The organism is Porifericola rhodea (genome assembly GCF_030506305.1).
GTDB lineage: Bacteria > Bacteroidota > Bacteroidia > Cytophagales > Cyclobacteriaceae > Catalinimonas > Catalinimonas rhodea.
This window is the reverse complement of the sequence record NZ_CP119421.1, coordinates 415,594-440,643: the sequence shown is the minus strand read 5'-3', so window position 1 is coordinate 440,643 and position 25,050 is coordinate 415,594. Positions and strand designations below refer to the sequence as shown.

At 38.1% G+C, this 25,050-nt stretch carries 20 protein-coding genes; 13 read left to right on the top strand and 7 right to left on the bottom strand.

What is annotated here, in order from left to right; translation table 11 throughout:
- Positions 1 to 75: 75 nt before the first annotated feature.
- On the bottom strand, positions 76 to 636 hold the full coding sequence (locus PZB74_RS01950) for a recombinase family protein (RefSeq protein WP_302240311.1): 561 nt from the start codon (positions 634 to 636) through the stop codon (positions 76 to 78).
- Between the two features lie 221 nt (positions 637 to 857).
- On the opposite strand from PZB74_RS01950, the gene PZB74_RS01945 reads away from it, so the two are divergent.
- A complete protein-coding gene (locus PZB74_RS01945) occupies positions 858 to 3,533 on the top strand; it encodes a HEAT repeat domain-containing protein (RefSeq protein ID WP_302240310.1) in 2,676 nt (891 codons plus the stop codon).
- Positions 3,530 to 5,032: a hypothetical protein gene (locus PZB74_RS01940; RefSeq protein WP_302240309.1), complete on the top strand. Its 1,503-nt coding sequence runs from the start codon at positions 3,530 to 3,532 to the stop codon at positions 5,030 to 5,032. The genes PZB74_RS01945 and PZB74_RS01940 overlap by 4 nt, the downstream gene beginning before the upstream one ends.
- Before the next feature lie 156 nt (positions 5,033 to 5,188).
- Here the strand turns inward: PZB74_RS01940 and PZB74_RS01935 are convergent, their stop codons facing one another.
- The gene (locus PZB74_RS01935) at positions 5,189 to 6,040 is read right to left on the bottom strand and encodes a hypothetical protein (protein ID WP_302240308.1); all 852 of its coding nucleotides are present in this window, start codon (positions 6,038 to 6,040) and stop codon (positions 5,189 to 5,191) included.
- Between the two features lie 458 nt (positions 6,041 to 6,498).
- Between PZB74_RS01935 and PZB74_RS01930 the strand changes: the two genes are divergently transcribed.
- From PZB74_RS01930 to PZB74_RS01920, 3 genes are read left to right on the top strand one after another with little or no spacing between them, the layout of a single operon-like run.
- Positions 6,499 to 7,281 (top strand): HsdM family class I SAM-dependent methyltransferase, encoded by a 783-nt coding sequence (locus tag PZB74_RS01930; RefSeq protein WP_302240307.1) that lies wholly within the window; start codon positions 6,499 to 6,501, stop codon positions 7,279 to 7,281.
- A 2-nt stretch (positions 7,282 to 7,283) separates the two neighbouring features.
- Positions 7,284 to 7,499: a hypothetical protein gene (locus PZB74_RS01925; protein WP_302240306.1), complete on the top strand. Its 216-nt coding sequence runs from the start codon at positions 7,284 to 7,286 to the stop codon at positions 7,497 to 7,499.
- A complete protein-coding gene (locus PZB74_RS01920; protein ID WP_302240305.1) occupies positions 7,496 to 11,986 on the top strand; it encodes an SNF2-related protein in 4,491 nt (1,496 codons plus the stop codon). The genes PZB74_RS01925 and PZB74_RS01920 overlap by 4 nt, the downstream gene beginning before the upstream one ends.
- A 41-nt stretch (positions 11,987 to 12,027) precedes the next feature.
- Here PZB74_RS01920 and PZB74_RS01915 read toward each other — a convergent pair whose 3' ends face one another.
- Together PZB74_RS01915 and PZB74_RS01910 are read right to left on the bottom strand one after the other, a co-directional pair.
- Positions 12,028 to 13,059 (bottom strand): hypothetical protein, encoded by a 1,032-nt coding sequence (locus PZB74_RS01915; RefSeq protein WP_302240304.1) that lies wholly within the window; start codon positions 13,057 to 13,059, stop codon positions 12,028 to 12,030.
- Between the two features lie 134 nt (positions 13,060 to 13,193).
- Positions 13,194 to 15,734, bottom strand: coding sequence for a KAP family P-loop NTPase fold protein (locus PZB74_RS01910; protein ID WP_302240303.1), 2,541 nt, complete (start codon positions 15,732 to 15,734; stop codon positions 13,194 to 13,196).
- A gap of 276 nt (positions 15,735 to 16,010) precedes the next feature.
- On the opposite strand from PZB74_RS01910, the gene PZB74_RS01905 reads away from it, so the two are divergent.
- Genes PZB74_RS01905 through PZB74_RS01870 form a run of 8 tightly spaced genes read left to right on the top strand, consistent with a single transcriptional unit; the run spans position 16,011 to position 23,436 of the window.
- A complete protein-coding gene (locus PZB74_RS01905) occupies positions 16,011 to 17,027 on the top strand; it encodes a hypothetical protein (RefSeq protein ID WP_302240302.1) in 1,017 nt (338 codons plus the stop codon).
- Between the two features lie 35 nt (positions 17,028 to 17,062).
- Positions 17,063 to 17,806: a P-loop NTPase family protein gene (locus PZB74_RS01900; RefSeq protein WP_302240301.1), complete on the top strand. Its 744-nt coding sequence runs from the start codon at positions 17,063 to 17,065 to the stop codon at positions 17,804 to 17,806.
- The gene (locus PZB74_RS01895; protein WP_302240300.1) at positions 17,803 to 18,498 is read left to right on the top strand and encodes a hypothetical protein; all 696 of its coding nucleotides are present in this window, start codon (positions 17,803 to 17,805) and stop codon (positions 18,496 to 18,498) included. Before PZB74_RS01900 ends, PZB74_RS01895 begins: the two co-directional genes overlap by 4 nt.
- A 2-nt stretch (positions 18,499 to 18,500) precedes the next feature.
- Positions 18,501 to 21,587: a LamG-like jellyroll fold domain-containing protein gene (locus PZB74_RS01890; RefSeq protein WP_302240299.1), complete on the top strand. Its 3,087-nt coding sequence runs from the start codon at positions 18,501 to 18,503 to the stop codon at positions 21,585 to 21,587.
- A gap of 36 nt (positions 21,588 to 21,623) precedes the next feature.
- Positions 21,624 to 22,316 (top strand): hypothetical protein, encoded by a 693-nt coding sequence (locus PZB74_RS01885; protein ID WP_302240298.1) that lies wholly within the window; start codon positions 21,624 to 21,626, stop codon positions 22,314 to 22,316.
- Entirely contained in the window at positions 22,313 to 22,666 is a 354-nt protein-coding gene (locus tag PZB74_RS01880) for a hypothetical protein (protein ID WP_302240297.1), read from the top strand. The genes PZB74_RS01885 and PZB74_RS01880 overlap by 4 nt, the downstream gene beginning before the upstream one ends.
- Entirely contained in the window at positions 22,659 to 22,976 is a 318-nt protein-coding gene (locus PZB74_RS01875; protein WP_302240296.1) for a hypothetical protein, read from the top strand. The genes PZB74_RS01880 and PZB74_RS01875 overlap by 8 nt, the downstream gene beginning before the upstream one ends.
- Positions 22,933 to 23,436 (top strand): hypothetical protein, encoded by a 504-nt coding sequence (locus PZB74_RS01870; RefSeq protein ID WP_302240295.1) that lies wholly within the window; start codon positions 22,933 to 22,935, stop codon positions 23,434 to 23,436. The genes PZB74_RS01875 and PZB74_RS01870 overlap by 44 nt, the downstream gene beginning before the upstream one ends.
- A 28-nt stretch (positions 23,437 to 23,464) precedes the next feature.
- Here PZB74_RS01870 and PZB74_RS01865 read toward each other — a convergent pair whose 3' ends face one another.
- From PZB74_RS01865 to PZB74_RS01855, 3 genes are all read right to left on the bottom strand, one after another.
- Positions 23,465 to 23,944: a hypothetical protein gene (locus tag PZB74_RS01865; RefSeq protein ID WP_302240294.1), complete on the bottom strand. Its 480-nt coding sequence runs from the start codon at positions 23,942 to 23,944 to the stop codon at positions 23,465 to 23,467.
- Between the two features lie 89 nt (positions 23,945 to 24,033).
- Positions 24,034 to 24,573 carry an Imm26 family immunity protein gene (locus tag PZB74_RS01860; RefSeq protein WP_302240293.1) on the bottom strand — a complete coding sequence of 180 codons (540 nt, stop codon included), beginning with the start codon at positions 24,571 to 24,573 and terminating at the stop codon, positions 24,034 to 24,036.
- A gap of 75 nt (positions 24,574 to 24,648) precedes the next feature.
- Entirely contained in the window at positions 24,649 to 25,044 is a 396-nt protein-coding gene (locus tag PZB74_RS01855) for a helix-turn-helix domain-containing protein (RefSeq protein ID WP_277484660.1), read from the bottom strand.
- Positions 25,045 to 25,050 lie beyond the last annotated feature (6 nt).

Here is a 25,050-nt window from a genome sequence, read left to right as displayed (position 1 = left end):
TTGCCTGCCTATAGGAGGGAGTACTGCAAAGAGATTGTCTCCTTCGTTTGGAGTGCCATGTAAATAAACATTACCCTAACTTGCTATATCAATCTTAACATATTTGTAAAGCGTTGGCTTAGAGATATTCATCATCTGGCAGATTTCTTTTACTGATATGTTATCATCATTATACAGCTGCATCAGGAGTTTTTGCTTGTCTTTGGTAAGCGCTTTAGGTCTGCCTCCCATTTTACCTCGGGAACGGGCTGCATGAAGGCCTGCCATGGTTCTTTCACGAATTAGGTTGCGCTCAAACTCTGCCAGAGCACCGAACATATGAAACACTAATTTACCGGTAGAAGAACTGGTATCGATAGATTCCTGAAGACTCACCAATCCTATACCTCTTTCTTCCAAATATCCGGACCAACTGATAAGGTCTTTAAGGGAACGACCCAGGCGATCCAATCTCCAAACTACTAATGAATCTCCTTCACGAAGCTGCTCTTTTACCTTTTCCAGTCCTGGGCGTAAAACAACAGAGCCACTAATGGTATCAACTATGATTTTCTCACAGCCTGCATTGGCAAGTGCGTCTTTTTGAAGGTGTAAATTCTGATCTATAGTAGAAACTCTCGCGTAACCTATTTTCATAACTTAAGGGTTAAAATACCCTAATTTATAGAAAATAACTTTACTTAGATTTTTTAACACATTTTCTTTACTATATTAAGAGGCAATACGAAGAAATTTGGATGTTATGCACTATGCATACTCACTAGTAAATTAAACCTTCGTATTGTTAACGTTTTAGACACTTTGACATTTCCATAAACAATTTCAAATGTTGGGACAATCAATAGAATAGGGTGACTATGAAAGGCAATGAGGATAAAATGTTTAAAGATACTATTGCTCTCGGTAACAAAAATAAGGGCCTTATTCCTCGTGTGAAAAATTGGTGTAGTCACATTGTAATAGAGGATATTTCAGGAGGATTAGTAGCCGAAATGTATAAACTGCCTATTAATCTACGAATCTCATGCCCTCATGCTACCGGAGCTTTTAAGGCAATGAATTTTGAATGGAATGCCCACAATTTTATCATTGATAGTTGTCCTGCGTGCGCATTTCATAACGAAGTTCATAAGGAAAATTTTGGAAGAGAAGTTATAAAAGAGTATCAGACCCATCAGGAAAAGTTAAAAAAGGATGAAAATGAAGAAGCTCAAAAAAAGTTAGAGCTAAAGGAAAAAGTTAAATCTCTAATTGAAAAAGAGAAGTCAAAAGCGGAAATTACTGAATTATCAATTTTGAACCTGATCCAGACAATCAGTATTGATGAGGATCGGAAAAATGTAGCTAAACAGATTCTTGTTGCAAGTAAACTCTCTCCCGACTTCTTTGGAGATATTGCTTTGGATTATCTTTCTCTTTTTTTCGATGACGAAGATATAGGAATTGAAGTTCTTAAGGCCACACAAAATGTTCTACATTCTGAGAAAACCCTTCCCTCATTTAGTTTCTATCGGCTAAAAAGTGCAATAGAAAAAGGGAGACACATTGATGAAGTTGCAGGTGTTCTCAAATCAGCAATAAAAGGTAATGACATTAGCAATTATGAATCTCTATTAAAGCAAATTATGGATTCTTTATGGTATAAGCGTCATATTGGTGATCCATACGATTGTCGGCCTTCCTATCCTAATTCTATTTCTTTGCTTATTGAAACACATGAACAAGCTCCTGACCTTTTGTTCAACCTCTTGGATGAGAGATTAAAAATAAACGACAAAACAACTAGGATAAATACTAACTATCTACTGCAAGGGCTTATTGTCGCTGATTCTGATTCAGTCGTGCCACATTGTGAAACAATTATTAAGTCACTTGAACTTGAGGATGATGATTATGAAGAATCGGCTGATGCAATCACTTGTTTGACTTTAAGTGAATTGTATATGTCCGATCAAAATACAGTTATGGCCCAGGTGGATGTGCTATATCCGACTTTAACTGAAGGTGCAAAGGCTGAGTTCATCTATTTCTTTGAATTGGTCCTGCTAAAGGATGACCTTGGTTGTGAATTCCAAGAATATGCAGAAAGTATTATCGAAAAGTTACTCCAAACAATTTTTGCAAAGGAATCCACAAAGGAGCTTCGCAAGGAAGTATTATCGGTTTTAGAAGAAGTTTCAAAGAAACGTCCTACTCTTTTGTCAAATTCCTTTGATTCACTCGTCGGCTGTTTGGTTGATCAGAATAAAGCATATAGTACCTTTAATTGGTATTTACATGAATTGAAAGACTCTGATGGTAAAATCTCCACGTTTAACCCATTACAGGGCAAGAGTTATTGGGAAATCGAATTAGAAAGGATGGGAATTGAGCAAGCCATCAAAAAAGTTGAACTAATAGTTGGAAACCTGATTTCAAACGATATTTCCAGTAATATCTACCATAAAATTATTGAAACGATTTCAAATCTGGATAGTTCTTCTGATGGTCTTTTAAAAAGTAAACTTATTGCAGTGATTAGAAGGTCGATTAAGGAACCGTTTCAATTAGCAGAACAACTACCATCGATTTACAATTTTTTGCTTGATCCTAATTCAAAAGATGTGCGATATGAAGCGATCAATTTTGTAACCCATTTGATTGAAGAGTACGATCAATTGGTCACCCACACCATAATTGATATGATCAAGGTATTCATGAATGATGTTGATATAGGTATAAGAGGGAAGGCTATTGAAGCTTTTGGTTCCGTGATTGAGAAGTTTCCAAATGAAGTTGAAGAGGAGCAAATACAAATCATTTTAAAATCGGTAGTTGACAGCTATGTTGTAATCCACAAAAAAGCTGCTAGGTTGGCCTATAATATTTTTCCTTTTCTCAATGAGGATCAAAAGTTACTTCTTATATCAAGAATTACGGCACTGGAAAAAAGTTATTACGTAGAAAAAGAATACATATTTTGTGAGGAACTTGTAAATATCCTTCTTTTCTTGACGAGAAAAAATACGAAGATGTATTCTCAAATTGTTCACAATTATGTTGCTAAATATTGTGATTCAAAAGATTATTACACAGATGCTGACTTTATCAAAAAACTGACATTTATTCGTAGCCAAAATGATGAATTTAATAAGGTATGGTTGGAGCAAAGTTTAGGGTTTCTATTCAGAACCATCCCTGATTATCATAATCCATCTTTTGATAGCCGGAAGGCCTTGCTTACCACTATTTACATAATGCCTAAACAGATTATTGTTGACCAACTCAATATAATCAAAGAACTAATTCTTCAAAAAATTCAGACTGGGCATTTCTCTGACGTATTTGAGCTATTTGGTGTACTTGCCTATTTCAGACAATACAAACTGTTACAGGAATTATCAAGCTACTTTGATAAAACTGTGCAGAAGAATAAATCAAACGAATCTGCCATTGAAAAGAATGAAAAGTATGGTAAGATAGCTGATTTAGAGCTTAGGGTCTGGAACCAACAAATTGACAAGACATTCTTAAATTCTCTGAATAGGCGATGAGATATAGAGGATATAATTCTGATTTAGTCAGTTCTCAAGAAAACCTTAGAATTCTTTTGCTTAAGAACTTCTTTAGTTTCGATATTTCTAAGGTGGGAGAAGTATTGGCCCAAGAGGAGGCCATAAAACTGGAACTTAGTAAGCTTATTAAAGGCACAAAAGAATCGTCGGATGAAGGCTTCTTCAAGTACTATGGCTATTTTGTTTCATCATTATTTCACTTACTAAAATGGGCACAAAAAGAAATGAATGCAGAGGATGGTATGAACCATTTAAAAGCAAGTGCGACACATATAAAACAAATTGATTTTGAGTATTTTAACTATATTCCTGATTTCCGAGATAGCTTCCAAGAGCTTTGTGAGTCAATTAAGCGAATATCAGAAGTAACTGAAGTAAAAGGGGTACTAATAGCATTTACTAAGCTTTCATTTCCTGCTATATTCACATTCACCATTGATCCTTTCCAAGAGATGCGCGGGGATCATAATGCCCAAGCACAGAGCCAAGAAGATGCAAAAATTATCATGCTTTCCCTTCAATTTACCATTGACGGAGAGCCTTGGGCTAATCCCCAAATTCTAAAACCTGAAGAATTATATACTATAAAAGGCAAATTAACAATAAATGAATGGCCCGAGGGCTTTGACACATTAAATTTAAAACCAGTATCAACCTCGAGTAATGATTGGTTTAACCTTTCAATTCCTCAAATTAGAAAAGAAGCTAAGAAAGAATATAATGTCACCGGACATATAGTTTTCAAGTATCCTCAAAATACTTTTGATGAACTGATCTCTATCCGGATATTAGGATATTTTCAAAATAGTATTGGCAAAAAAGAATATCCAACAGTTATCGGTTACGACCAATTGATCCTTAAAGTACTTGATCCTAACTCCAACTATTTCCTTACCGGTTTTAAAAAAATGAACAAAGTTGTTTTGGATATTGCCAATACAATTAATAGAGAGTTGCCAGAAATTGAAAAAGAGGAGAAAGAGGATTTTTTAAACCTATTAAGTGGTATTCTGAACTATCAAGGTTTTTGTTTGCAACAAGGGGTATATAAAGGCCAAAATAAAGTTCTAGAGGACGACTTTCGGGATAGACTAATACAACATTTGATTGGCCTTCCCTATTTGGGGGAAGAAATCTCAAAGGAAGCTCATCTTGCAGGGGGAAGAATTGAGATAGGATACCGAGGTTTGATAGCAGAACTAAAAGTTGAGTATAATATCTCAGATCGAGACAAACTATTTGAAAAATATGGAAAACAGCCAGTGGCTTATGCTTCTGGCAATTCAAAACAACTAGCAATTCTTTGCATTTTGGATTTGACAGAAAAGAATTTACCTCCCGCTACCCCTCAAAACAGTATAAGGTTACTAAAACCCAAAGTTCACGGATTTGAGGACAAAGAAGTGGATCATCCGTCTAGATTAGTAATGATTGTTATTGATGGCAATACAAAGAAACCAAGTCATTATAGCCGCTAATAAAGACTTTTACGCATAAAAGAGCAGCTTATAAGGTAATCCGTGGTTACTGTAAAGGTCAATTGAGCGATATAGAAGCAAGTGAAGACACTTTTTTGAAAAGATATAGTTAATTTGATATCTCAGTCATCCCAGAGTCGTTAAGACACTTGCAAATTACCATGTAAGCAATCCATCCTGATGTATAGTACCATATTCACGCCCCACTTCTGTAAAATTATAAAATCCTTCTACATTGGCTTTGGCAATTATTTTTATTCTCCATGTCCTAATAAGTTTAAGATCGCCACTTTCTACAATAGCAGGTTCAAACGCAAAATTCACACCTCCTTCAAAATTAGCAACACTTGGATACATAACAGCGGCCCCTCTTAATTTCCTCAAATGCTTTGCTGCGTTAACAAGCTTATTCGTGATGCTTGATGTTACTTTATAAATGTCATTGCCGACGCTTGCAGGTCTTGAATACCAGTCATGAAACTTTCCATAAACTAAATTTGAAATTTTTTGCTGTTCCTTGTGCATGTTTGCTAAATGATTATCAAACGCATGGCCACTATGTATCTCCATTTGAGATTTCCTTTGAGCATTGTCAGATGAGACGACAACAATCGCTTCAACATCTTTGACAACTTCCCATTCACCAATTGTTACATGAAAAAGTTCACCAACAGAAACATTCTTTACCCAGTAATTAATAAGTTCTAAATATGGAGTTGCTTGGTCTTCTGAGCAATAAAACATGGATTGTCTCGGTATATTTGCTCTACCGTAGCTTTTTACAGCATTTCCAGGTGGATGACAGATTCTTGAAATCTGAGTAAAATATTCATTTTTAAAGCTTGAAGATGCACGATATACATGCGTTCCAGCTGGTATCGTAAATATTAGCAGGGGAAAACTACTCACGTAATATAAGTGCCTAAGTACTTCATTAGCATCAATCTGTGGATGGTGCAAAAGTTTTTCTATAGCCAAAAGGTGTTTATCAATTGAAGTTAGGTTCATGAGTATATAGAAAGCTTCCCTTTACGATATTTTCTTTACGAACTAAAAGAGTTTTTAGGTTATTAATCACAAACATTGCGGTGTCTGAAAATTCTTGTTCTTTAGTAGATACAATTGAAAAGATACAAATTCTATCCCGTAAGAACGAGTTTTAAAAAAAATGGATTTTCTAAAGATTTTGATAACCTACTTTTTAACTTCCTGCTAGTGAATGTACTTGCAGGAAACCAGCGAGTTTCATCCCCACCTTGAACCAAGGTAATATATTTATCTAAGATTAACACTAGGGACTAGTCATGAATTGGCTGTCCCTTTTTGGTTGCTAACATTTCCCAACCAGCAAACAACCGGACTTCACAGGACCTAAGGGTAAGATCGGGTCAGTAAATCTGCCCAAACTATCCCAATCCACACCGCCTTATTTCAGACCTACTATCTTGCCTGCTTAATATAAAGCGATGCAGAAATTAATAGGAATACAAGCAGAAAGCAAAGCAGAAATAGAAGCGATGATCCGCAGGAAAGATGCTGCGGGAGAATCCTATAGTGAAGAAGAAAAAGCGCTGCTAAGAACCTATGAAGGAGCAGGCGGTATATCCAATGCTGATGATGAATATGCAGGGGCAGCAGATGAGTTTTATACTCCGGATTTCCTTATTGAGATCATGTGGGAGCTTGCCCAATATCATAGCTTTCCAGATAACGGTAAAGTACTTGAGCCATCATGCGGTACTGGGAGAATGTTTGATCATGCTACTGATCAGGCAAAATTGTATGGTTTAGAAATTAACCCTATCTCTTTTAGGATAGCCCAAATATTGCACCCCCAAGCAATCCTTTACAACCAATACTTTGAAACGCTCTTTTTAGAGCCACCACGCTACACCACCAAATCCAATAAACCTTGGTTGGATACTGACCGGCCGGCGCCCCGGTTTGATCTGATTATCGGCAATCCTCCTTACGGCACTCATTTAGGGCCTTATGCCAGTTACTTTAATACTAAGCCGAGGCATCATACCATAGAGAATTTTTTCCTGTACTATGGACTTAAATTACTTAAAAAGAATGGGCTGATTGTGTTCCTGACTTCTTCTAATTTCCTGCGCAATGGAGATAAGTATAAAGAAATCAAACAAGCGATGGGTAAGGTAGCTGATCTGGTGGATGCCTACCGACTACCGGCAGTCTTTAGAAATTCCAGCGTACCCACTGACATTTTAGTGCTTAAAAAACTATAGCCATGAGCAAAAAAAAAGAAAATACCATCATCCAGCTACGCCAAAAAGTGCGTGATCTGCTATTGAGCCTTGATCCGGAAAGCTATCCGGGTATTTCTGCTATCCTTAATGGAGCAGACGGATACCGGCAGATGGAGAATATGCTGCTCAATTATGCAGCCACCAACCAAATCAGCTTGTCTGCGGCAATCAACCAACTGGAAATAGAGCTTTCATGAAACAATCTTCCAGAAGCTGGGGTGCCAGCCATTACCGGGCAAGAATTCAGATTGTTGAGGACTACATCAATGAGTTACCCATTGACAAAAAGGCGAAGAATGATGCACGTTCACTGCTCAAACAAGGCTACATCTCTCCAGAGCTTTATGCCAAGGATAATCCTTTTGTCTTACCTGCTGCTAAAAGTGAAGAAGCACTCATTAAAGGATACCTCTTTGCTAATCTGGTATCGGAAGAACCATTGAGCTTTGAAGAGAAAGCTAGCTATTCTACCTGGTTTACAATGCATCCAGAAAAGCAGTTGGGAGAAGAAAAAGTGACTTCTTCTTTTCACTTTCCTCTGCAGATCAAGGGTAAAAAAGCAGATATCCCTCAATTAATTAGAGCACAGCTTAAGCAAACTATAGAACAACCTACACCAACAACTGATACCAAGCAGAAAAAACTTCAGGCAAAGGCGAAAGCCATCATCATCAAAATGAACATGCTCAAAATGAAGAATACGAATAGAACTACTCAAGCTACACTTTCAGGTCTTGCTGGTTTAGCGGGACTCTCCGGACATCAACTCAATGCTACTTTGGGAGCATTACCTACCGGTACATTAGGAAAACTGGATGACTACACCCTGGGAAGACTGGTGAAACCAGAGCGAAAAGAAGAAGGCAAACGCAGCTTTGAGGAAGTGATCAAGATGTATAATCAGGGCATTAGTGAGGATGAAATCAAAGTCTGGGTATGGTATCGCAGGTCATTAGGTTCTCCCATGACCAGTTGGCAGAAGTATTTCCTGGACAATAATACCAGTGCCGATAGAGATAACGTTGCTTACGCAAACACTGCTACTTCTATTCTAGATAATCAGTGGTACAAAATAGCAACCGTGCCCACTGGTTCAATTCTAGGTAAACCCACCAGATTTGAGCATGAATACAACAACAAAGTATATCTGGTACTCACCAATCCTCAAGGCCAAAAGATCATTGTGCTTAAGGATCATTGTACCATCAAAGCCACTAGCCAGCAGGTCAGTGAAGAAAGTCTGACTGGCTTTGTTCAAAAGGGACTGCTTTTCTACTCCAATGGAGAATTATTGCCCTTACCCATTTATGCCTATGGCAATATGTATGAAAGGGCAAAGCAGTTAGAAGAAGACAAGGAAGAAATTATCGCAAGGTTTGGAGAGTCCGTATTTGCCAAGCATCAAAACATCATTGCTGAGCGTACCCCTAAGCCTATTTCTATTCAGCATGTAGATCCTAATGAACGACCCAAGATTCTGGCCTTCTCTGAGTTTTCTAAAACTTTCACGATTGAGAACCTAGCTGAAGAAACTGGCTATGAAATCGCTGATAGTTATAAAGATGCTCAGACCAGTAAAATCTCTCTTAGAGATGCTTTCTGGCATTATCTGCAGACTTTAGAAAGAACAGATTTTGGCAATCTATCTGCCCATCAAATCTACTACTACTATGTGCTGGGCAGAAGCATGAACCGTATGGATAAAGCCGAACAACAAATGATCATGCAGTATGGTCCGGAAGAAGGGGAGAAGCTTTTCTCCCGCTTCCTGCACGACGGTTTGCAACTGGAAGACAAACAAAGAATAGACTTTGAATGGAACAGGCTCTACAATGGCACTGCTGATATCATGTATCACCGCATCCCGGTGGGTTTTGAATGCAGTAAAACCTTTGGTAAAAACCATGGTACACTGCAGTTTACCCCTCCCCAAAGAGAAGCGATTGCCTTTATGCAGGCCGCAGGTTCCGGCATAGTCGCATATGATGTAGGTGTTGGTAAAACCATGTCGGCTATTATCACTATGGCCAATAACCTTTATGAAGGAAGGGTTAAACGTCCGGTGGTGGTGGTTCCCAATCCCACCTATGAAAAGTGGAAAAGAGAAATCATTGGCTATACTGATAAAAAAAGTAAGCAGTTTGTACCGGGAGTACTCTCACATACCGGTATTACTATCAATGACTGGTATAACCTAGGTACTCAGATCCGAAAAGGCATAGACTTAGAGCAAGAAGTACCTGAAAACAGCATTACACTGCTTACCTATGAAGGCTTCATTCAACTGGGCTATTCAGAAAACTTGCAAAGAGAATTCTTTGATGAGCTCAATGATATCGTGATGATGAAAGATGTGGGCAAAACCAATAGGGACTGGTCCAAGATGAAAAAGAAGAACCAGAAAACCGTTGGGCAAGCGCAGAAAGGAACCCGGGTAGATGTAGACAGCTTAGGCTTTGACTTTATCGTAGTAGATGAAGCTCATAACTTCAAGAATGTCTTTACCAATACGCCTACAGATGATGAAGGTAATAAGCGTTTCAAGATGGAATCTCAAGCTTCAGACCGAGCCATCAAGATGTTCTTTATGACCAACTACATCCAGCGTAAGTTTGGCCGAAACGTGATGCTCTTGACCGCTACTCCTTTTACCAATTCACCGCTGGAAGTTTTCTCTATGTTATCCATGGTTGCTTATGATAAGATGGTGCAGATGGGATTGAAAAATATTGGCTCCTTTCTGGAAACCTTTGTGCTACAGGAAATGGAGTATGCCAACAGCTATGATGGTACCATCCAGCAGAAATATGTAGTGAAGCGATTCAACAACCGATTGCTACTCCAAAAACTCATTCACAACCATATCAGCTACAAAACAGGAGAAGACGCAGGAGTACTAAGACCTATCAAAGTCAATCTTCCCAAACTCTACCGTACCACTCCTTCCGGAGAAGTGCAGCGCTTAAAAGGGGATGAGCAGATCCTTACTTACCTTACCATGACTGAAGACCAGTATGCAGTGCAAAACCAGGTGATCAAACTGGCGATGGACAAAAGCAGGGGAGGAAGCATACTGGAAAGTATGGGGCAATCCTTAAGCAATGCCATCAGTCCGTACTTTACTAAACTCTACAATGGTTTACCGCCCAAAGATCATATAGAGTTTGTTAAAAACTCTCCCAAGATTGACTATACCTGCCAGTGTATCGCTTCAGTCAAGCAGTATCATGAAGAAAAAGGGGAAGCCGTATCAGGACAGGTGATTTATATGAACCGGGGGAAAGACTATTTCCCAATGCTCAAAAAATACCTCATTGAAGAAGTAGGCTACAAGCAGAACGTCAAACACAACAGAAAGACTTTTGATGAAGTAGAGATCATTACTTCCGGTATTTCCGGAACTCGCAAAGAAGCCATCAAAGATGCTTTTCAGGCCAATATTGTGAAAGTCATTATCGGAACCAGTACTATCACTGAAGGAATTGACGTTCAGAACCATGGTACGGTACTCTATATACTGCTACCCGACTGGAACCCTACCAGTATCAGGCAGGTAGAAGGACGAATCCACCGGCAGAAAAACCGCTTTGGCTATGTACGTATTGTGATGCCACTGGTCAATGACTCAATGGACGTGTTTGTATTCCAAAAGCTGGAAGAAAAGTCCAGCAGGATCAATGATATCTGGTACCGCAGTGATAGAGGCAATGTACTAGATCAGGAGTCGCTTGATCCGGAAGAAGTAAAGTTTGCGCTGTACACCAATATCGGTGAGCTGGTCAAAATGGAATTGGACAAGCAGGAAAAAGAGAATACCCGCAAAAAAGAAGTATTGGAATCTGAGCACAAAACTTTGCTTACGCTGAAAGGTAGAATCAAGACCTACCAGAATTTTAGAGATAGCCTGCCTCGTAAAATAGAAGAATTGATCAACCGTGTTAATGATTATTTCTTTGGAGTATCCAAAAACTACGAGCAGCAATACTACTGGCGCATCAAAGATGAAAAACAGCGTAAAGCGTTGTTAGAACGTATTCAGGATGTAGTCAAAGACGTGCAGGAGTTTCTTACTTCTTCAGATAGGGATGATAAAGAGTTGATCAGGGTAGGAAAGCGATTACTTAATCTGTTGGGAGATATCAATTCTTCTGACTGGCAATTCAATGCTGACTTTTCCGAATTCAGAGCCATTGTTCCCCAGGTACGAAAAGCGGAGACTACCACCCTTGCTAAACGAAGCATGAGTATCCATGATGATCTGTCTCCAATATTGGAAGAAATGGAAACGGAAATCCAGAAAGTGGAAGAAGAACGGCAGTTTTTACGCTCAGAAGAAAACCTGGGCAAGCTGGAGGCCATCGTACGGGAAAAGAAAGCCAAACTCCAGATCAGACCGGGAACCATCACGGAACGAGCGCAAGAATTTGCTACACTCAACTACCTGTTGGATTACTCTCAAGCTGATACCATGAATCAGGGGCATTCTTTACTTCCTAGTGAAGTTGATGCTTTCTCTTACGAAATCAATAAGCTACAGCAGTATAAGCAGATTAGTATGGTTAAGGAGGTAGCCGAAGAAGAGAGAGAAGAATTACTTGTGCCCTATGACAAACTCAAAGCCAAGGCAAAAGCCAAAGCTATTATTATCAAGATGAAGATGTTGAAATTAAGGAATATTGCATAATATCTTATTTGACATGTAAAAAATATAAATATTGACGCTCCTTACCTAAGCAATAAACTTACCTCGCGTTTATTGTCTTTAACACCAACATTCAGCCAACCCTCAAGGCGGTAGGCACTATCAATCATTTTTCCAAAATCTAATCTAGATTTTTTACCATTTCTAAAAGTAATTTTGTCTTGATAAAATGTTAGATCTAAACTCTCGAGTATTTCATTTGGTCGAAAACCTTCTCGCATATACATTTTCAAGGGGTCAATTGTATCGACAACTCCTAAAATATATAAAAGAGGAAAATCGCTAAAATTTATTGGTTTATAATCATCTATGAGTTTTTCTAAATGATATTTTCTATAGGTTTCATAATTGTCTTTTGTAGGTATCCAAATATTATGAATTGCAATCGCTGCTGCAACTTGAGCATATTGATCTTCCAGTTCTTCACCCCAAAATCTAGTTGCTTCATTGTTTAGGATTTTATTCCTTCTAATTTTTAAGAGTCTGTCATAGAAATATAGACCAGCTAGGATACCGTGATCAATTACTTTTCTTTCATAAAGACTATACAAAAAGTAACTTTCAATCACCTCAAAAAGAGTAGAATTAACGTTAATAGGGCTAACAGCCAACAAGCAATTTTCAATTGAATATTTACTTTTTAGATTAGATAAATTGTTTATTCCTTCAATAGCTGTAACATCATTTTCAATTGTAAAACCAAAATCGTGAAATAAACAGGTTAAAAACCAAAGGAAAGGGAATCTTCTATATTCTGATGAGTTTAAACTTTCAAAAAATGGGTTATTTAGATTGGTTTCTTTGTATAAAAGAATTCCCAAAAAGAAGATAGAATTTGTATGCTTAGTGCGATTATTATCTAGCTTCTTTCCTGGTAGAAACTCTAAAAAATTGAGAATTTCATTCTTACCAGATCGTTTGAAGTATTGTTCAACAAATTTCTTATGAGATAATTTGCTAGTAAATGGGTTTTTCAATTTAAGATATTCAACCTCAGAATAGTAATCCCATTCATTTTGATTTAACTTTGATATGTGTTGTTTTATGGAAGCCATTTTAGCCTATCTTTATACAGGTGTAACTGTGTTTATGAAAAATTATGTTCATTGGCTCCTTTACAAAACTTCCTACTTTATATCTAAATATTGATAATTTAACAGGCGCCAATATTTAGACTTCACCTATTTTATCAGACGACTTTAAGATAATTAAATTGAAAATACACCCCTTCGTAATCGCTTAAAGGTTTGGAAATTTCAGGGGGATTTATTTCAAAAAACTCATTATAGAATGTGCAATATTCTTTCTTCATATCCTCATTTAAGTTAACTGCAATTGCAAATTCTTCAAACTCCTCTAAGTTTGAATAAAGTTTATAAATTAAATAGAGATTTAAGAAATAAATACTATGTGACTTCTTGTCTTCTTTTCTATCAATAGTTAGCTGAAGGAACCTCTCACTACTAACATTTTTTATGAAATCAATAAATATTTTTTTTAATGCTTCAAAGTCTCTATCACCTTTAGAGGACTGAATTTCGTTATAAAACTCGATAGTTTCCTTGTCTAGAATGGGTGATTCTTTCAGACTTAATTCGAACAAGTTATTTCTCTCTTTTTCAATTAATTGAAGAGGGTTCTCCTTTACTTCATAAGGATTTGTACGCGTAATATATGTGAGATAAAGACAGACCGTTGAACTTTTATTGATAATTTTTAAGGTATCTAGAAATTTATTGAGCCCATCAACATTTTGATCTATACTCCATTCTGAGAAAGCTCGTCTCGAGTATTTTTTTATTACTTCAATAACATGATAAATTTTATAAGTCTTTGCTGGATCAAATCTTTCTAAACTTTCCCTGATATGAAGAAGAAGCATAATAATAAAGTAATAGTCATCTGCCCCCTCAAGTTTGGTGTTCTTATCAATCATCCAAATAAGGAAATCAGCCTTACCATTTTTGACCCAATGCTGTATTATACTAGCATGAACTGATGGCTTACTAGGGTCCTTAGAAAGGAACTCATTATAGTCTTTAAGGTTGATTTCTCTATTGGAAAGGTTTAGATTAAAATATTTATTGAAGTGATTTGGTTCTTTAATACTGAACTTACTGGTGTGCTCCAAATCCAAAGGTTTTCTGAAAAAAAGCTGATTGATTAAATCTCTAACATTATAAAAATCATCTTTAAGCTCAGTCTTAAAACTCTCTAAATAATTATCCAAATTAAAGTCCTCTTCTTTACCAGTTGTGATTGACTCGTCATTTATTTTTATCCCTGAGGAGTAGGATCTTTTTTTATTTCTAGTAAACTCATATTTATGAAAAAATATATTGGTGTATAAAGTGATAAATTTAACTTTAATAATCTCAATTTGAAGTAAATCAAGTATATCAATGTTATCAATTGCACCATTAGACCTCATATGATTGTATGTAAGCAGAAATGAATCTACCAATCTATCAACATCCCGATGGTTTTTTAACAAGTCAAAAACATAATCTTGCTGATAATTATCAATTTTAGTGAAATGAACGTTACTTATTTTGTTCTTTAGGTGCCCTTTAAAAACAGAAAAAAGGGTTTCTCCACTAAATGGAGGTAGTCTAATCTCATTTCTAAATATTTTTTCTGAGAACTTTGAGCTTTCATAAGGATTTATTTCTAGCCGAACAGACTCTCTAATATAGTTTTTATCATATGCTACAATGTAAGTTGTATTTTTGAAGTTTGCGCTTAATCTTATCAATTTTAGCATAGCACTGACCTCTTTACTATTTAACCTGTCAAGGTCATCTATGAATACTACTAGATGGATATGTAAATCTTCAATTGCTTGATTTACCCGAAAAAATCTTTCCTCGATAGATTCAGTGAAGTCTTTCGTAAAACTTTTTTTTAATATCCTTAACAAGGAATTTGTGGAAGAAATACTTGACAACTGCTCCCCATACTTTTCTAGACTTATTATTTGTGCGAAGAAATAATGCTTATTTATTGAATTTTGAATGTGTTTGAAAAAGTTGATTATAAGTTGTTCTTCATCTTTAAAAAACCATGGGTCAAACCAAGTAAGAATTATTTTTTTATTTATGAGGTCTTTTTCAAGTTTATTATAAAGACATTTCATAAAAGTTGTTTTTCCAATTCCCCACTCTCCTTCAATACCAAAAACGGCAGATTCTTCTAAATTTTGAGCATTAGTAACTTTATCAAATAGCTTGCGAACTAAATCCTCTCGGGATGCATCAATATTGATTTTATCTAGTTCCCTTTTTTTAGATATGATCTTTATATTTTTTTTATAGGATTTATAACAAAGTGCCAGAATGAAAAAAGAAATAAGGCCAAAGTAAGTGAATTTTACCTTGTCTATTTTTAGTGAAATTGCTGTTAATGTATAATCCCATTGTTGAAGCCATATAATATCTATAGCATATATCAGAAGAAAACATATAAGGAAGACTCGGATCCTTTGAATTAATTCTAATGATATTTTAGAAGTGAACATTAAAAGAATCAACGTCAAGAAAATATCTGTCCAAATGTAAGAGTTTGAAAAGCCCGATAGGATGGGTTCAACTAGTGCAACATTAAGTATCTTTTTTATCGGAGCATTTAGTAATACAAAAACAATGGAGCCTACAAAGGCGGCGTAGAATTCTTTAATAATCTCCTTATACTTAATTAAAAATTGCTGTAAAAGCTTTACCTGTTTTCTCAAATAATTCAGCATTAAAAATTGTCTTTTTTAACTGATGGGAATGGCAAAATATAGCCTTCTTTATTTAATTAAAATCGGGATAAATTTCAGAATTTTTGTATGAATCTAGGTCGTTATTCATTCAGATAAGAATTTAGTTACCTGAATTTTATGCAATTTTTCACATTATAAACAATAAACTAGTCCAACGGAGAAAATAATAGCTTAACCTGACACCACTAATCTTAGCCTTCCTAGAATAGCACTCTCAAAGCAAAGAGAAGAATCAGCTATTCAATGAAAATAACAAAAAGCAATCATAACAGCATTATTACTGCTGATTTAGTAAAGGAAATGCCCCCTGAACTCAAAGTGGCCCACAACTTCTATGAAGAATCAGTACAGTTTTACGATGAAGTTCCGGAGGTCAAAGAAGCCATAGATTTATACCTGGAAAATGTTGCTGATTGGGTGGAGAAAGTTAAGAGTAAGCCCAGGCAGAACAGCGGTAAAGAGAAAAAATCTACAGCCAGTAAAAGCAGCAGCACCGCTAAAAAAACTAGCGCTGCTGCAAAGAAAAGAAGCAGTACTCCCAAAAAGAAGTCACCTGCCAGGAAATCTACCACAAAAAATACTACCCCAAAGAAAAAGACAACAGCCGCTAAAAGGGCTAATACTACCCGGACCCGGAGCAAGACTAGGAGCCAAGGAAATGCAAAACCTGTTAATAAAATCAGTGCGGAAGTCCGTTTTGCCAAACGCGCTAAATCATTGCATGAGAAAGTAGCCACCAAAACTCAGATTGCTGCTTTTGTAAAAGCTTTGCAGCGAGCCATTCTGAAAAAAGAGATTCGCAAGAACAGCCCTCATGCTGATTTTATCATGGATATGCAGCGAATGCTGGTCAACTTCCACAATGGGATGAGCAAATCTCAGGAGAAGTTTAACCTTCCTGCAAGCCTTCTTAAAAAAGCAGTAGATCTCTCTGATGATGAAAGGGTAAGAGATTCAGTAAGACTGGTCAATCGCTACGTTGGCCTGATCAATACCGATAAGATTGCTTCCATGAAGCGTTTACTGGAGGCCATTGAGAAAGCGATGAAGCAGGGTAAGATCAAAAAAGAAGATGATTACTATTCAGTCATCAATAGCATTACTAAAAAGCTGAAGAATCATACCAGTAACCACACCGTGCTGGATGCTACGCAAACTGAATTGGCAGGGCTGCAAGATGTAATCAAAAAATATAACGTCCTTCCTTCCGGACCTGCTCGGACTAAAATCCGAAAAGCCAGCGCTGTAAAAAAAAAGTAAGTACCAGTTCAGGAAAAACTAAGCCCAGAAAGAAAATGCTCACTCAAGATCCAGTGCTTGCTAAAATGGTTGCTCCAACCACCAAAAGCAAAGCTGCTGTTTTACCAGGCTTTCAATCTGTGGATCAACTCAAAAAAGCTGAGAATACCTTCAAGCTCAAGGGGCACCGTGGCAACGGGGATATTGGCAAACTCTTAGGCGATCTTGAAAAGTATATGCTGGCCATCACCATAGAAGGAGATCAGGGAGCAGGTAAAACCAGATTCACCTATCAGTTAGCCAATGCCTTTGCTGGCTCAGGTTTTAATGTAGGGGTGTTCTCTTTGGAGATGGGTGATAAATCCGATGTAGTGCGCAAAATGATCAATAGCTACATTTCTAAACCCAACCGATCAAAAGTACAGCTGACAGGAGATGCCAGTGAAGGGATACAAACCATCCGCAAATACGCCAAAAACTTTGATGTCGTCATCATTGACTCCTGGAACAAGCTGGATGCAGATTCCAGTGAATTCGATAAGCTCAGAAAAGACTTTCCCGATACCATATGGGTGGTGATCTTCCAACGGACTACGCAAGGTACGATCCGGGGAGGTACCGCACCTTTGTATGATGCAGGTATTAACCTGGAAGCTGTCAAATCCGATGCTGGCTTTGAGCACAACTATGTGCAGGCTACCAAAAACCGTTATGGAGAGACCTTTATTCCTTATTCCATAGCCACTAAAAAAATCATCCAACCCAAGAAGGATAACAAACCCACTCAAGAACAAGCATGAGCCTATTTACTGAAGTCCTAAGCAAACTTAAGCCTAAGAACTGGCAGAACGGCAATCACTTCTTTGTGCTGGATTCTCATTATGTAGAGTTCGCCTATCAAGCTACTGTGAATTACCCCTGTGGAGCTATAGTCATCTTTCAGGGTAAGTTCTATCAGCGTAATCAGGTAACTGTAGGCTATAATCCGGGAATAGCTCCCACCAATAGCAACTACTGGATTGCTGCTAATCCGGGAAGAGATTTAGGAGATCATCTTTCTTTACTTGCCTTACAAACAGCTCATCCCAATCCCGCTCCGGGAAGTATAGCCACCGTAGAAGACGAAGATGCTTTTTACAAGTGGGACAATGACAATGGAGAATGGGTACCAATTTCCGGAGGAGGGGGCTCTGATTTACTGGTATTGTTTGATTCGGACCTGGACACTGTAAGCCCTCCCTTAATGTTCAAAGGGCTGATTGAGAACATTCAAATCAATCTCCCCGTGAATCTGGCAAGCTATTCTTTTCAGGCCCGACTGAATGGGGGCAGTTCTACAGTGTTGGCGGATAGCAATGCTTTACAAAGCTGGATCAATACCCATGTAGTAGCAGATGATACGCTTTGGCTATTGGAGATCATTGTCAGCTATCAGTCCGGAGAAACTGGTGAAGCGGTTGTATTGATGCAGTACAAAAAAACGAGGGTGTAATCATGTTGGTAGTCTCAAAGAGCAAACAAGCCCGACAGGATAGGGTAAATGCGGATTCTATGGTGTCCTTTGATGGTGTGAGCCAGTACGCCAGTGCGGGTGTGAATCCTAATGTTTCTTTAGCCCTTCAAAAAGATAAAAGCTTTACCATATCTGTCTTTTGTCAACTTAATTCAGATGCAAACCATAATCTGCTTTTCACCTCTGATACATTAGGTTTAAATCAAGGAATAGAGTTTTCCTATAGCACTACATCAGGTGGCAGATGGTATATACAAATGGTATGTCTGACGGGCGTTTATCAGTTTTATATTCCTTTTAGCCAGTATATTCATAAACTTGTTCACTTGGTTTTTTGCTATGATGGGAATACAAAAACAGGCCAGTATTATATAAATGGTGCTGTTATACCTACCCAGTCTTACAAAACCAACACAGGCTTTTCTACTATTCCTGCCCATGAACTGATTATATCAGAAGATACCAATGCCAGGAACAGATGGTCAGGCTACATATCTCACCTTCTTATTTGCAATCGCACAGCTACTCCTCACGAAATACGACACATCCATGTGTTAGGTGGCCTGCTTCCCTCTTCGCTACATAGTGCAGTAGTTGCCCATTATCCATGCACACATGCTGAAGGCGATGTATTGGTAGATGTGACAGATCAGTACAATTATGCTAAAGATATAGGTGTAGTTAAATCAGCAAACTATCATGCCAACAAAAGATTTTTAGTTAATGGTGCAGTAGCTTCCAGCTATACGGAGGGGGATCGCCTTACGCATGACCCGGCTAGCCCTAATGCTTCCAATGCAGTATATAATGGTGATAGTTCTGTATATATGGGGAAAGGTGAATATGTTAGAATTAAGCTGAGAATACATTCGCAACAGAGGGCAGATGCCCGTTTGCAAGTGCAACAATTCAGTTCTGCTAATGGTGGGGTGTATATCAGTTTGCCCGTGGTGAAGACTACTACTGATTTTGAAGCAAACATTCAAAATGAAGGTACTGCACAAAGAAAACTTGATGTGGTTTGGCAATTAGGGACGGACTGTGACATTGAAATTTTAGAATGGAGGAAAAGTACTACACCCGTCGGATATCTTGACCCTTACCATGCCCAACTGAAAAACTACACTTTAGAGCAGCACACAGGTGCAGTGCAAACTGCCTGGAAAGATTTTTATACTAAAAACCCATATCAGCCTTATGTAGATTCAAATGATGATGGTATAGCTGATGTACCCTTAACCGTTAAAAAATCGCTGCTTCCTCCTTTGTCTACAGCGCTACAAATACAAGCTGTAAGCAAAGCCCAAAGAATGCAGCTGGATGGTTCTTTAACTGAATCCAAAGGGGGAGAAATGCACTTCTTCCTGTACCTGGATCGTGTGCCCAGTGGAGCAGAGCGTTATCTGTTCACCTCTCAGCATAACAGCAGCCAGACGCACTTTTATATTCAGAATGGCAAGCGGCTTAAGTTTGAAAATTTGTACGGTCCTGGTGTCATTCGTATGCAAAGTGATGTGATCAGTATTCAAAAAGGATGGAATCATTTCGGGATTAGGTGCGGTAATGTGGGTAATGCCAATAGCTTTAGATTTTATCATCAGGGCCGATATGTGGGCAATAATGTAGTGACGCACAACTACAATTCTATTTATAACGACTTCTTCCCAAAATACATGAGTCGTCAATACCTTTTTACCGCCTGGGCAAGTAGTAATAATACCTTTCCAGCAAATATGCAGTTGGATTGCCGTTTGGTAGCCTTTTATGCCAACAGAGGTGTGTTTACCAAGCACGATAAGGAAGTCCTGGAAGCCTATAACAATGGGCTCTTTCAGGTCATGAAGCAGGTGCATACGGTTTTGTATGGAGAAATGACTAGAGTTTACATTGATGAGGCTTCTGAAAACTTCCAGGAAGGCCACAACTGGACAAAGCAAAGTCAGGAATTTGCGGTTGATACCAACACCGGACAAGCTGTTTATACCGGAGTTCAGGATTATGCAGAATTATCTATACCACTCATAAACCTAACTCATCCTGGCGTTGGTGTTTTTGGGCAAGGCATCAGAGTTGAGATCGTATGTGATAGTTGGACAGGAGGCAACAAATGCGAAGTAGAAATTGGAGATCAGGGAGATGTAGGCAGGTTTGATTCAGTAGGTACGCATGTGTTTCATTTGAGGCCAAAGCGCAGCAATGCTTATGTGCCCAAATTGTGGTTAAGGCCAGTTGGGAAAGGCAATACATTCACCATTTCATCGGTAAAAGTTATTGCAGGATTCACTCAAAACCAGGGCTCCAGCGGAGGTAATGCTATGCTGGAAAACTATACTTCTTCTGATGAATCTCCTATCATCCCGATAGACCGTTTTCAAGCGGGTGAACTGGACACAAACTATTGTCCTAATCCTACTAACTTTAGTAACAGGACAGCCAGAATTAGCTGGAATACCGATGTAAATGAGACAAAATTCTCAGTATCGTTTTGGTACTATGCAACAGGCTATAACGGTAGTATAGGTGCCAATAACCTCTTCTATGCTCAATTGGCAGGGGGAGGCTATATCACAGTCAAATACCTAAACCCAGGCGGGCCACTTTATTTTGCCTGGGCACATACCAGTAATGGCAATAGCAATGCAGAAAGGACAAGCCTTAGCATACCGGACGCAAGAATCGGTAATTGGACGCATGTAGCATTGACCTTTGACCAAAACGTGCAAGGCAAATTCAACAGGCATGGGTATCAGGTAGCCAGCTCTGACAATGTATTTTTAGCTGGGGTTATCAATTCCATTGGCTTTTTTGGTAGTGCTGATGGCAATGAGAATCCCGCACCCGCTTTTGTGCGCAATCTCCAGATATACAATGCTCACGTGCTGACAACCGCAGAGATTGATGAACTCAGAGCATTAGGCCACAATGCTATCAATCCGCCTTTACACTTGGCAGACAAACTCAGTCTGCATGCTCCCTGTATGCAGAAATCAGGTGTGCCTATGGATTTGATCAGTGGCAAACGTGCTTATATGGAGGAAAGCAGCTTGCAATGGACTAAGACTCCTTGATAGAGAAAATTCACTTTAAAATTAAGATAAGAAGCTATGATTACTTATAAGATTAATGAGCTGGATGTTCATGTATATGCAGACTTTGTGGATGATGAAACGGATTGGCGCATAGAGTACCTGGATGCTGATGGATTGCTTAACCGTTACAAGATTAAAGGTTACCCCATACCCTTCAATAAAAGAATCAAGGTCAGCTATTCGTATGCTCTCATCAGGCCCAGTAATGGAGAAGTGCTAAAGAGCTATGCAGATGCTTACGATGAGCCTAATGTCTCTACCTTTTATCATACAGTTCTTCCCTCAACTGTCAGCTATGGCTATTTTGCTGCCTTTCAAAGCCTGAATGGATTATGTGCCAGGTTACCTGAACTAGCAGGTAACAAAGCAGATCCTCATCAAGGTTACAGGCCTTTCAATAGGGTAGGGGAGTTTGTACAGCCGGTACAGTTCAGCACCGAAATTACTGATGAAACTCAAACCACTCATGAAGTAGAAGGCCAACAGCGACTGGTTGCTAACAGTGATGGCACTATTACAGTGACAGTTATCAATGGAGTGGGGCCTTTTGAGTACAGACTAGATGACAAAGCTTATCAGTCTAATAATGTATTTGAGAATCTTCCTGCCGGAGATTACACCCTCTATGTGCGAGATAGTGCTGGTACCGAGCGATATGCTCAAGTATCAGTAAGACTACAGGATTTAGAAAGTGAAGCGATTCAATGATGATCATACTTCAGGTAATAGAAGCCCCCGTAGCGACGGCCGCTAATGTGCTTATGGAAACCAGCAAAGAGCAGGGGTTTCTGGTGTTTTTCCTTTGCTTTTTGTTGATGGTGCTTGGGGGCTTGATTTGGTGGTATATGCAAAAGCTGGAAACCAAAAACCAGGCAATTCAGGATTGTTATAAGGATCAGGTGAAAGTTGAAGCCTCCGTTCAGCAATATGCAAAACAGGTAGATGAAAGATTAAAAGATATCAATAATGCCATGAGAAATAATGACACCCATCTATTAAGACAACTAATAGCAGACTTAGGATTTTCAGTCAGGAATAATCAGCACAAGGATGAATAAGGGATTGATTTTAGGAATAATCGTGATCGCAATTGTATGGATTACGATCACACTCGCGCTAAAAAAGCAGGAAGAGCAGCAGATACAGATCAGGCGCATTGAAATGCATGTGCAGGAGCAGGATTCACTTATCTCATCTTTAGTTAGTGTCAATGGTAAACTTCAAACTACAATTATCCAGCGGGATTCTCTCTTGCATCATCAAAAGCATCTTATTCACAGCTATGAACGAGCCATGGATAGTTTGTCTGTTATCATGCAGTATCTTGAGCGTAGTGACTTGTCAAAACGCTATCGCTCAAGGCAATGATAGCCTGGTCATTGAAAGGGTTACTATTCCTCAATACCTGTCCGGACAGATCAAGAAAAGTGATATCCTGATTGACAGAGCCACTTACCAACTGCTATTAAAAGACCTGGACAAATATGATAAGTTCAAAAGTAGATTTGCCGCCCTGCAGCAGCAGAATGACAGCCTTTTTGCTGAATTAAGATTTCAGATAGCTCAGCTGGACCAGCTTTACCAAAAAGCAGATCTCCTACAAAACAAGCTGTTGAATAACCAAATAGAATTGATTCGTACCGAAGAGTCTCTCCAAGACTACAAGGTGAAGTATGATGAATATCTGGATGAAACTGGAACTCAGGAAAAGAAGATCAGGTACCGGACTCGCTATGTTTTTAGAAATAAACAGGAAAGAAAATGGTTCTGGATCACCTGGGGGATTTTTACATTAGTGCCTGCTGGTGTTGTGGTGCTTACGCGATAGGTTCTAGACTCTACTGCTACAGCCCGTTTCAATTAATTTTGTTCATTGTGATTTTTAATCCTTTTATCCCGGTATTTTCAATTTCTATTAAGTCTTTTCCCTGAATAAGAAAAAAATTTAAGGTATCGCCATTATAAAAACCTTTTTCTGAGGTAGCTTTTAATTCAACGGTGTCTCCATTGATTCTATAAATTCCAGAGATTTCAATTTCTCTGGAAGAATTGCCCATTTCCCATGTTGAATCGGAATAAAGCCCGAGCCAATAAGCTCCTATTGGGGCTTCCCGAAATGCAGTAAACACTAGTTTATCGTTTTTTGGATTAACTGGGTAGAACATTAATTCAACCAAAGAAATAATTATGATAACTGCCGTAGTAGAAAAAAAAGCTATTCCTGCTTTTTTCAGTTTTTGAGAGCTTCTTCTTATAGCAGCAATTACTAGAAATACAAAAGTTATTGCTAAGCCTATGAATCCGATCAAAAATTTAATTAATCCTACAATTATCATTTTTTTATTCTAAGTGCTGTAGCGGTTATCCTAGCCATTTGCAAGGCTGATTGGTTGGACCATAGGCTATGCCTTTGTTGTGTGGCGCTTTAATTCAACATCCATTTAATTCTTTCGTCCTTTAGATCAAGGTAATTGGACGGATCTACATTTTCTAATTCCATAAATTTCAAAGTAAGTCTTAATTCAATGTTACCCGTTCCTCTATATTTGTATTCTTCATATTGATCCCAGATTACTTCATCATTAGATTTAATTTCTCTATCACCATTTATGGTCAATTTCCATCTTTCATTTGGAGAAGCCCTTTTTTTAAATATTAATGGCTGAATATCATGGAGTGTTAACTCTGCTTTTCCTATCACTTTCCAATAGCCTTTAGTAATTGTAGGGGGCAATCCAGCCACTAAAATGCCAGTATATAAATATTCTTTTGTTTTTAAGATTGTAATGTCATCTAGGGGTTGGGGTGATATAAAATTATATACTTTGATTATACTTAATAACCGCCCAAGTTCTTCATGCTTAGTCCCATCAATGTGTTTAGCATATACAAATCCAAAATTCCCCCACAATGGAATTTCAATTACACCACCATCAATTGCCCTTTTATACTTCTTTTGGATCATATGTTATGCCACACAACTTTAAAAATAAACATACCTTTTTAAGAAGCCTTGAAGGCACTTCTTCTACTTCAATTTTCATCTTAGTATAAGATTCATCTCAGCTAATTCCTGTCCGATTTGGTGGATGCCATCTAAAATTTTTCTTTGTTGTTTGGGTGAAGGTGTTTTTTTGCCTTTAGCATACTGAGAAAGTAATGAGGCATTTACGCCAATACGTTGGGCAAGCAGGTTAGCGTTGATGATTTTGTACTCCTGAAAAAAGTGCTGCCAGTCAATCTCAAATTGTATATTTGAAGCATCTGCAATATACCCTTCTTCCTCAAAGTAAAAGTTCACCGCCTCAACAGTATTACCTAACAAATCAGCTACCGACTTTCCCGTAGTATAAATAGGATAGTCTTTAGCATAGGCAGAAAATCCCGTATTGGTTTTTTCTACTACTATCGGTATTTTTTTTCTTAACTTTTTCATTTTAAT

Bases quoted from the DNA above. Each gene is read 5' to 3' on its own strand.
- PZB74_RS01950 (WP_302240311.1), bottom strand. From the start codon at position 636: ATGAAAATAGGTTACGCGAGAGTTTCTACTATAGATCAGAATTTACAC.
- PZB74_RS01945 (WP_302240310.1), top strand. From the start codon at position 858: ATGAAAGGCAATGAGGATAAAATGTTTAAAGATACTATTGCTCTCGGT.
- PZB74_RS01940 (WP_302240309.1), top strand. From the start codon at position 3,530: ATGAGATATAGAGGATATAATTCTGATTTAGTCAGTTCTCAAGAAAAC.
- PZB74_RS01935 (WP_302240308.1), bottom strand. From the start codon at position 6,040: ATGAACCTAACTTCAATTGATAAACACCTTTTGGCTATAGAAAAACTT.
- PZB74_RS01930 (WP_302240307.1), top strand. From the start codon at position 6,499: ATGCAGAAATTAATAGGAATACAAGCAGAAAGCAAAGCAGAAATAGAA.
- PZB74_RS01925 (WP_302240306.1), top strand. From the start codon at position 7,284: ATGAGCAAAAAAAAAGAAAATACCATCATCCAGCTACGCCAAAAAGTG.
- PZB74_RS01920 (WP_302240305.1), top strand. From the start codon at position 7,496: ATGAAACAATCTTCCAGAAGCTGGGGTGCCAGCCATTACCGGGCAAGA.
- PZB74_RS01915 (WP_302240304.1), bottom strand. From the start codon at position 13,059: ATGGCTTCCATAAAACAACACATATCAAAGTTAAATCAAAATGAATGG.
- PZB74_RS01905 (WP_302240302.1), top strand. From the start codon at position 16,011: ATGAAAATAACAAAAAGCAATCATAACAGCATTATTACTGCTGATTTA.
- PZB74_RS01900 (WP_302240301.1), top strand. From the start codon at position 17,063: ATGCTCACTCAAGATCCAGTGCTTGCTAAAATGGTTGCTCCAACCACC.
- PZB74_RS01895 (WP_302240300.1), top strand. From the start codon at position 17,803: ATGAGCCTATTTACTGAAGTCCTAAGCAAACTTAAGCCTAAGAACTGG.
- PZB74_RS01890 (WP_302240299.1), top strand. From the start codon at position 18,501: ATGTTGGTAGTCTCAAAGAGCAAACAAGCCCGACAGGATAGGGTAAAT.
- PZB74_RS01885 (WP_302240298.1), top strand. From the start codon at position 21,624: ATGATTACTTATAAGATTAATGAGCTGGATGTTCATGTATATGCAGAC.
- PZB74_RS01880 (WP_302240297.1), top strand. From the start codon at position 22,313: ATGATGATCATACTTCAGGTAATAGAAGCCCCCGTAGCGACGGCCGCT.
- PZB74_RS01875 (WP_302240296.1), top strand. From the start codon at position 22,659: ATGAATAAGGGATTGATTTTAGGAATAATCGTGATCGCAATTGTATGG.
- PZB74_RS01865 (WP_302240294.1), bottom strand. From the start codon at position 23,944: ATGATAATTGTAGGATTAATTAAATTTTTGATCGGATTCATAGGCTTA.
- PZB74_RS01860 (WP_302240293.1), bottom strand. From the start codon at position 24,573: ATGATCCAAAAGAAGTATAAAAGGGCAATTGATGGTGGTGTAATTGAA.
- PZB74_RS01855 (WP_277484660.1), bottom strand. From the start codon at position 25,044: ATGAAAAAGTTAAGAAAAAAAATACCGATAGTAGTAGAAAAAACCAAT.